The sequence below is a fragment of the Cognatishimia sp. genome (assembly GCF_964229375.1).
In the GTDB taxonomy this organism is placed as follows: Bacteria; Pseudomonadota; Alphaproteobacteria; order Rhodobacterales; family Rhodobacteraceae; genus Cognatishimia.
On record NZ_CAXREH010000116.1, the window covers coordinates 1 to 7813 of the forward strand.

8 protein-coding genes are annotated in these 7813 nt (G+C 55.7%); 5 read left to right on the top strand and 3 right to left on the bottom strand.

All coding sequences use genetic code 11. The features are described from left to right. Positions 1 to 1330, top strand: a 1330-nt coding sequence (locus tag ACEQWH_RS09005) for an ABC transporter permease (RefSeq protein ID WP_370229947.1), incomplete at its 5' end; no start/stop codon positions are given. A gap of 69 nt (positions 1331 to 1399) precedes the next feature. Here ACEQWH_RS09005 and hemP read toward each other — a convergent pair. After that, positions 1400 to 1558 (bottom strand): hemin uptake protein HemP, encoded by a 159-nt coding sequence (gene hemP, locus ACEQWH_RS09010; protein ID WP_370229949.1) that lies wholly within the window; start codon positions 1556 to 1558, stop codon positions 1400 to 1402. 196 nt (positions 1559 to 1754) lie between these two features. Between hemP and ACEQWH_RS09015 the strand changes: the two genes are divergently transcribed. The 3 genes from ACEQWH_RS09015 (at position 1755) to preA (ending at position 5507) form a co-directional block, all read left to right on the top strand. Then, positions 1755 to 2696 carry an ROK family protein gene (locus ACEQWH_RS09015; RefSeq protein ID WP_370229951.1) on the top strand — a complete coding sequence of 314 codons (942 nt, stop codon included), beginning with the start codon at positions 1755 to 1757 and terminating at the stop codon, positions 2694 to 2696. Between the two features lie 168 nt (positions 2697 to 2864). Continuing rightward, complete coding sequence (locus tag ACEQWH_RS09020; RefSeq protein ID WP_370229953.1) at positions 2865 to 4184, top strand: NAD(P)-dependent oxidoreductase; 1320 nt, start codon at positions 2865 to 2867, stop codon at positions 4182 to 4184. Between the two features lie 18 nt (positions 4185 to 4202). Continuing rightward, entirely contained in the window at positions 4203 to 5507 is a 1305-nt protein-coding gene (preA, locus tag ACEQWH_RS09025) for an NAD-dependent dihydropyrimidine dehydrogenase subunit PreA (RefSeq protein ID WP_370229954.1), read from the top strand. 48 nt (positions 5508 to 5555) lie between these two features. On the opposite strand, the gene ACEQWH_RS09030 is transcribed toward preA, so the two are convergent. Both ACEQWH_RS09030 and ACEQWH_RS09035 read right to left on the bottom strand, forming a co-directional pair. Continuing rightward, positions 5556 to 6173 (bottom strand): TetR family transcriptional regulator C-terminal domain-containing protein, encoded by a 618-nt coding sequence (locus tag ACEQWH_RS09030; protein ID WP_370229956.1) that lies wholly within the window; start codon positions 6171 to 6173, stop codon positions 5556 to 5558. 59 nt (positions 6174 to 6232) lie between these two features. Further along, positions 6233 to 6865, bottom strand: coding sequence for a TetR family transcriptional regulator C-terminal domain-containing protein (locus ACEQWH_RS09035; protein ID WP_370229959.1), 633 nt, complete (start codon positions 6863 to 6865; stop codon positions 6233 to 6235). A gap of 123 nt (positions 6866 to 6988) precedes the next feature. Between ACEQWH_RS09035 and ACEQWH_RS09040 the strand changes: the two genes are divergently transcribed. Further along, a partial coding sequence (locus ACEQWH_RS09040) for an allantoate amidohydrolase (RefSeq protein ID WP_370229961.1) occupies positions 6989 to 7813 on the top strand: 825 nt, incomplete at its 3' end.

Here is a 7813-nt window from a genome sequence, read left to right on the forward strand (position 1 = left end):
GCCGGACGGAGGAAAACGCATGACCGGCTTGCTAGTTCTTGTTCTTTATCTGGTAGCGTTTTTCGGCACCTATCTTGTGTCTCGGCGCTTGCTGAAAAGCTATTTCGAGAGCGAAGGGTTCAACTCGCTCAAAACCGTGACCTTCGGCGACGAAAGCGCAATCAAGGCCAACCGAATTGCGTCTGTCATCTCTGTAGTCACTGTATTTTGGCTGTGGGTTGCGTTCACAAACTCTGCGATTCCTCTGCCAAAACTGCCGGGGCCTTTTAGTGGTGACGTGACCTTTAGCTACACGGCGCAGCTTGAGGACGGCACGACAGACGATGCGAATATCACGATGCGCGTCTATCGCGAAGACATCCAGCAAACGACGGATGCCGAGGGTAACCCAGGCCAAGAGCCTGCGCCAGCCACGGTTGAACCAGGTGATGGCTTTGCAAAGAACGACTCTCTGACCGTTGCGCGCTATGGCTTCAAAGTGATCAACGTCTGGAAAAACGATGAGGTCTCGAAAAAGGAGGGGTCCAAAATCGTCGCTCTGAATGGCACAGCCATTGCACCGGGCGAGTCGATTAAAATTCCGGAAGGGACGCTGTCGCTGACAGACAAAGGTACACCGACCTTTGCCCCAGCCACCGGGTTGCGCATGGCGCGTTTGTACCTGCCTGCACCTGAAATCGTGCTCAGCCGCTTTGTCTGGCTGAATCAGGAAGGCTATCAGGGGTATACTTTGATCGAGCATACTCGATACTCGTTGCAACGGGTTCTGCTTGGCTTCTTGTTTGGTGCGCTTGTCGGTATTCCGATCGGCTACGCCATGGGTCTGACCAGCTGGTCGCGTGGGTGGTTTGATCCCATCGTTGAGTTTATGCGTCCAATTCCACCTTTGGCTCTGATTCCACTGATCATCATCTGGTTCGGCATCGGCGAACTTGGGAAGGTGGTTCTGTTGTTCCTTGCTGCGCTCTGGATTATGATTATCGCGGCGCGATCAGGGGTGTCCGGCGTGGCCATATCCAAAGTCCATGCGGCCTACTCGCTGGGCGCATCGAAATGGCAGATCCTAAGCCGGGTCATCGTGCCAAACTCGCTGCCCGATATCTTTACCGGTGCACGGGTCGCGATGGGTGTCTGTTGGGGGACCGTTGTGGCCGCCGAGCTGGTTGCTGCGAATGTCGGCCTTGGCAAGATGATCGTGACCGCGTCCAAGTTCCAGCAGACCGATATCATTATCGTCGGGATCATCGTGATCGGTGTGATCGGCTTTATGATCGAAGTCGGAATGCGGGCTTTGGAAAACTGGCTTATCCCTTGGAAGGGCAAAGTCTGAGCCCTTGCAATACCAAACAAAAAGGCGCCGTTTTCGGCGCCTTTTTTTGTGCAGAGACTGTAGTTGAAATCACTTGGTCAGAATAAGTTTTCCGGCGCGGGTGATGCGCAGCGTATAGATCTGATCGTTCAGCACAATCCGTGCCAGCCCATTGTCGCCGGTTAAAAGATCTGCGCTGTGGATAGGTGTTGTGTCTGCTGTGGTGCTGATTTGCGTTTGCATCGTCATGTCGAGCTTCCTAACTAAAACCTTTGATAGTTTTCTGACTAAAATAGTCGACTATGTCAATTCCTATTTTTTTACTCGGATAATGTTTTTTTGGATAAGGCGGTATCAAGCACTTGATTGGCGGCGGAAACACTGCTCATAGAGGGGCAGCATTGTTATGCGCTAACATTTTCCGCTAAGCCCGAAAGTTTCGCTTATGACAAAACGTCACTTGTTTCTTGTTGCCGACGTCGGGGGCACCAATACCCGCGTCGGTTTGGCAGATGAAAATGGCCTGATCGACGGGTCCACCACACGATATAAGAACGCCGAGGTCGCCAGTTTCGAAGCGGCTATCGCTGCCTTTCTGGACGAGGCCAAACCCGGCGATTTGGCGGGTGCCTGTGTGGGGGCCGCTGGCTTGGTTGTTGATGGCGTTGCGCGCATGACCAACCTGGATTGGCAGATCGACCGCTCCGGGTTTGCGCAGGTCACGGGTGCGCCTAAAGTTGATGTAATCAATGACTTGCAGGCGCAGGGCTTTGCTCTGAACGCTTTGCCCGAGCAGTCGTTGAAACCGCTTTGCGGGCCTTCAAAGGCAAGGGATGGCATGCGGTTGGTGATCGGATTGGGTACGGGATTTAACATCGTTCCGGTGCATCAGGATCGCGAGCGGCTGATTGTACCGTCTTGCGAGGCGGGTCACATGACAGCCCCGTACCGGCCCGATCTGGCTGACCTTTATGCCAAAGTCGGCGAGATCTGCGGAAGCGTGCGGGTCGAGTGGCTTTTGGCGGGGCAGGGGCTGCAGAACATCTATCAGGCCCACACAGGCGCGCGGCCGGCTGCGGGCGACATCATGGACCAGGTTGCTGCGGGCGACGCAACGGCTTCGGCGGTTATGCGCGACTACGTGTCTGTGCTGGCCACCGTGACCAAAGATCTGGCGATCGCCCATGTGCCCTATGGAGGCATCTATTTCACAGGCGGTGTGTCCCGCGCTGTCACGCCTTATCTGGGCGCTTATGATTTCCACGCGCAGATGACCGATCTTGACGGGTTCGAAGACCTTCTGAAAGGGTTCCCTGTCACGCTTATCGAAGACGATTTCGCCGCACTAAAGGGTTGCGCGCGATATTTGCGGCAACTTTCTGCCTGAGCGACCAGCCTTGGTAAGGTATTGAAGGCGCGCCTAAAAAACAGGCGTGCCTTTTTCTTTTTGCTCAGGCTTCAGGGGTGGCAAACAAGATTTCTGTTGACTAAATAATTTTTTGACCGTCTGATAAAAAACAGATCCAATCCAGGGAAACCCAGACAGGAGAACATAATGACGAGTCAGATGACGCCAGGCGTAGTGGCCGGTCGGCTGTCCAAAGAAGTGATCGACGAGAACTTCGCCGATCTTCACGCGCCGCTTGATGGCCATGAGGCCATGGTCGCCGCGGATCGCTGCTATTTCTGTCACGATGCACCTTGCATCACAGCCTGCCCGACGGACATCGACATCCCGTTGTTCATTCGCCAGATCGCCAGCGGCACTCCAGAAGCTGCAGCGAAGACGATCCTGTCTCAGAATATTCTTGGCGGTATGTGCGCACGCGTCTGCCCGACAGAAACGCTCTGCGAAGAGGCTTGTGTGCGCGAAGCTGCCGAAGGCAAACCTGTCAAAATCGGCGAACTGCAACGTTTTGCAACTGACGTGCTGATGGCCGCAGACGAGCACCCATTCGAGCGCGCTGCCGCCACAGGCAAAAAGATCGCCGTCGTTGGCGCGGGCCCTGCCGGTTTGTCCTGTGCGCACCGTTTGGCCACCAAGGGTCACGACGTCGTTGTCTTTGATGCGCGCGCCAAAGCGGGTGGCCTGAACGAATATGGTATTGCGACCTATAAATCCGTAGACAATTTTGCCGCCAAAGAAGTGGACTGGCTGCTGAAGATCGGTGGCATCACAGTCGAGCACGGCAAATCCCTGGGCAATGGCCTGACGATGAGCGAGCTGAACACCGACTATGATGCGGTGTTCCTTGGCATCGGTCTGGGTGGCGTCAATGCGCTGCGTTGTGATGGCGAAGACAAAGATGGCGTACTGGACGCGGTCGATTTCATCGCTGACCTGCGCCAAGCCTCTGACTTTGGGTCTGTTGAAATCGGTCGCGACGTGGTCGTCATCGGTGGTGGCATGACCGCAGTCGACGCTGCCGTGCAAGCCAAATTGCTGGGCGCGCTGAACGTGTCCTTGGTGTACCGTCGCGGCAAAGACCGCATGAACGCCTCTGGCTTTGAGCAGGATCTGGCAGCCTCTAAAGGTGTGCGGATCATTACCAATGCATCGCCTCGTGGCGTGATTGGCAACGGCTCGGTGCGCGAGATCGAGTTCGAATATACAGACGACGATCTGAACCCAACCGGCGAGGTTTTCCGTCTGGCTGCGGACCAGGTATTCAAAGCGATCGGTCAGACTCTGGAAGGTGACGATCTGCCAGATGTGGCAGGTGGCAAGATCCAAGTCACGGGCGCCGGGCGCACAAGCATGGATGGCGTCTGGGCCGGGGGCGATTGTGCCTCTGGTGGCGAAGACCTGACCGTCACTGCCGTAGCCGAGGGTCGTGACGCGGCCGAAGACATTCACGCCGCATTGTCGGCATAAGCAAAGGAGATCAGCGACATGGCCAATCTCGAAAGCGAATTTGTAGGTATTAAATCCCCAAACCCATTCTGGCTGGCGTCTGCACCGCCGACCGATAAGGAATACAACGTCCGCCGCGCCTTTGAGGCCGGTTGGGGCGGTGTGGTTTGGAAAACCCTTGGCGCCGAAGGCCCGCCCGTTGTGAACGTGAACGGCCCTCGCTATGGCGCGATCCACGGCGCGGATCGCCGGTTGCTGGGTTTGAACAACATTGAACTTATCACCGACCGTCCGTTGGAAGTGAACCTGGAAGAAATGCTGCGCGTAAAGCGTGACTATCCAGATCACGCGCTGATCGCTTCGGTCATGGTGCCTTGCGAAGAAGACGAATGGAAAAAGATCCTGCCGATGGTGGCAGAAACCGGCTGTGACGGTTTCGAGCTGAACTTTGGTTGTCCGCACGGTATGGCGGAACGTGGTATGGGATCGGCCGTTGGTCAGGTGCCGGAATACATCGAGATGGTCGCGCGCTGGTGTAAACAGACGACCGACCTTCCGGTCATCGTCAAACTTACGCCAAACATCACCAATGTGATCTATCCCGCCGAGGCCGCCAAACGCGGTGGCGCGGACGCGGTCAGCCTGATCAACACCATCAACTCGATCACTTCGGTCAATCTGGACAGTTTTGCGCCAGAACCAATGATCGACGGCAAAGGCACTCACGGTGGCTATTGTGGCCCAGCGGTGAAGCCGATTGCGTTGAACATGGTTGCTGAAATCGCGCGGAACCCGGAAACACATGGTCTGCCGATTTCCGGCATCGGTGGTGTCACCACATGGCGCGATGCGGCGGAATTCATGGCGCTTGGCGCGGGTAACGTTCAGGTCTGCACCGCTGCGATGACATATGGCTTTAAGATCGTTGAAGAAATGATCTCTGGCCTGAGCCAGTATATGGACGAAAAAGGCATGACTTCGACCGCTGATCTGGTGGGACGCGCGGTGCCAAACGTGACCGACTGGCAGTATCTGAACCTGAACCACGTGACGAAGGCGCGGATCAATCAGGACCTTTGCATCTCTTGTGGCCGTTGCTACGCAGCCTGCGAAGACACCAGCCACCAGGCGATTTCCATGAGCGAAGACCGTGTCTTTGACGTGAAGGATGACGAATGCGTCGCCTGTAACCTGTGTGTTAACGTGTGTCCGGTTGAGAACTGTATCACGATGGAAACGCTGGAACCTGGCGCGATGGACGAGCGTACAAACCAGCCTGTCTCGGCAGACTATGGCAACTGGTTGGCGCACCCCAACAACCCGGCATCGCAAGCTGCCGAGTAAGCAAAAAGATCGCTTTAGACCGCCGGCCCTTGGGTCGGCGGTTTTGCTTTAGGGGGTCAGAAGTTTGACGTAAAGCTGGTCCAGAAACGCACCGGCGCTGTCGATTTTTCCATCGCCGGACAGCATGTCAATTTGGGGCCTGAAATCAGCGTAGTGCTGTGTCGTTGCCCAGATAGAATAGATCAGATGTTCAGGATCAACGCGGGCGATTTTTCCCTCATCCATCCATGTGGTCAGAATATCCGTGGTGCGATTGAACAGGGCGCTCAGATCTCCGGACAAATGCTCGCCGATACGCGGCGCGCCTTGCAGGATTTCGTTGGCAAAGAGGCGGCTTTCCCGTTCCATATCGCGCGACATATGCACTTTGCGTGCAACATAGCCCCGGATCTCTTCGAGGGGGTCGCCATCTGGATCGATCTGGCGCAGCGGCTCGACCCATTTGTCCACGAGACTGCCCAGCAAGGTGACAAAGATCTCTTCCTTGCCTTCGAAATAATAGAGGATATTGGGCTTTGACAGTCCGGCCGCCACCGCGATCTGATCCAATGTCGATCCCCGATAGCCGTGTGTGGAAAACACATCCAAAGCCGCCTCGAGGATCTTGCTGCGATTGCGCAGCTGAATCCGGCTGGGTTTTTTTGCTTTCTGCTCAGTAGACGCCATAAAAATTCTCTAGTCTCTAAGTACAGCCTAAGTGAGCTTTTGGATGGGGTCCAGATGCCTTATTTGACGCCAAGACCTTTCAGAATGATGTTTTTGACATTGGTTTTGGCATTGTCCCACTGTTCGTCGGTCATGGGTTGCCCGCCGTTCAGCGTTTCGATCTGGTGGCTGAAGTCGGCATAATGCTGCGTTGTCGCCCAGATAAGGTTCAAAAGAATCTGAGGGTCAACCGGGTCCATCAGGCCGTCTTCGATCCACCCTTGGATCAGCTGCGCGCGCCCTTTGGTCCATTGCATAAGCGCGGTTTCCAGATAGTCCTGAATGATGGGCGCGCGGTGCATAACCTCAAAGGCCCAGACTTTTGAGCCTGCCGGATGTCGGCGGCTGATTTCCATCTTGGCATCGATGTAGGCCCCCAACCCTTCGCGCGGGCCTTCGGCCTCGTCAAAGGCATCCGCGGCCTCCAGCCAGATGCGGAAAATCTTTTCAACCACCTGACGATACAGCGCTTCTTTGGTGGGGAAGTAATAATGCAGATTTGCCTTTGGCAAACCAGCGAGGTCGGCGATCAATTGCATCGTTGCGCCGCCGTACCCAGCCTCGGCAAAGACTTTTTCTGCCGCCTTTAAAATAAGCGCTTCGCTCTCTTGGCGCCGTTCTTTTTTGCTGCCTGCGCGTTTTGTCTGCGCCATCGGAATATTCAGCCCTAAAAAAATCTTGACCAGTTAGTCAACATGTGGTGATCTCATCCTGACCATACGGTCAGGAATACTCTCGTACAAGTGTACGATTGAAGTTTTCGTCGGAGGAGAGACATGGCAGTTCCAGGAGAAAACCTGAAAGTTAACGGTGATCGGCTGTGGGACAGCCTGATGGACATGGCCAAAATCGGGCCTGGCATTGCGGGTGGTAACAACCGACAAACCCTGACAGACGACGATGCGGCCGGTCGCGCCTTGTTCCAAGATTGGTGCGAGGCCGCTGGCATGACCATGGGTGTGGACACCATGGGCAATATGTTCGCTACCCGCGCGGGCGAAGATCCCGAGGCGCTGCCAGTCTATGTTGGCTCGCATCTGGATACACAGCCGACGGGCGGCAAATATGACGGCGTGCTTGGAGTCCTTGGCGGGCTTGAAGCGATCCGCACCATGAATGATCTGGGCATAAAGACAAAGCACCCGATTGTTGTGACCAACTGGACCAACGAAGAAGGCACGCGGTTTGCCCCAGCGATGCTGGCGTCCGGCGTGTTTGCGGGCAAGCACACGCAAGACTGGGCCTATGATCGGGTCGATGCCGAAGGCAAGCGCTTTGGTGACGAGCTGAAGCGCATTGGATGGGTTGGCGACGAAGAGGTTGGTGCGCGCAAAATGCACGCGATGCTTGAGTTGCACATCGAGCAGGGGCCAATCCTGGACGCCGAGCAAAAAGCTATGGGCGTTGTCACCCATGGTCAGGGTCTGCGTTGGATCGAATGCACCGTGACCGGCAAGGAAAGCCACACAGGCTCGACACCGATGCATATGCGCAAGAATGCGGGTCGCGGGCTGGCGTTGATTACAGAGCTGGTGCACGAGATCGCAATGAAAAATCAGCCCAATGCGGTTGGTGCGATCGGTCATGTCGACGTCTATCCG

Coding starts and splice junctions, on each gene's coding strand:
- preA (WP_370229954.1), top strand. CDS start 4,203: ATGGCCAATCTCGAAAGCGAATTTGTAGGTATTAAATCCCCAAACCCA.
- ACEQWH_RS09020 (WP_370229953.1), top strand. CDS start 2,865: ATGACGAGTCAGATGACGCCAGGCGTAGTGGCCGGTCGGCTGTCCAAA.
- ACEQWH_RS09035 (WP_370229959.1), bottom strand. CDS start 6,865: ATGGCGCAGACAAAACGCGCAGGCAGCAAAAAAGAACGGCGCCAAGAG.
- ACEQWH_RS09030 (WP_370229956.1), bottom strand. CDS start 6,173: ATGGCGTCTACTGAGCAGAAAGCAAAAAAACCCAGCCGGATTCAGCTG.
- ACEQWH_RS09015 (WP_370229951.1), top strand. CDS start 1,755: ATGACAAAACGTCACTTGTTTCTTGTTGCCGACGTCGGGGGCACCAAT.
- hemP (WP_370229949.1), bottom strand. CDS start 1,558: ATGACGATGCAAACGCAAATCAGCACCACAGCAGACACAACACCTATC.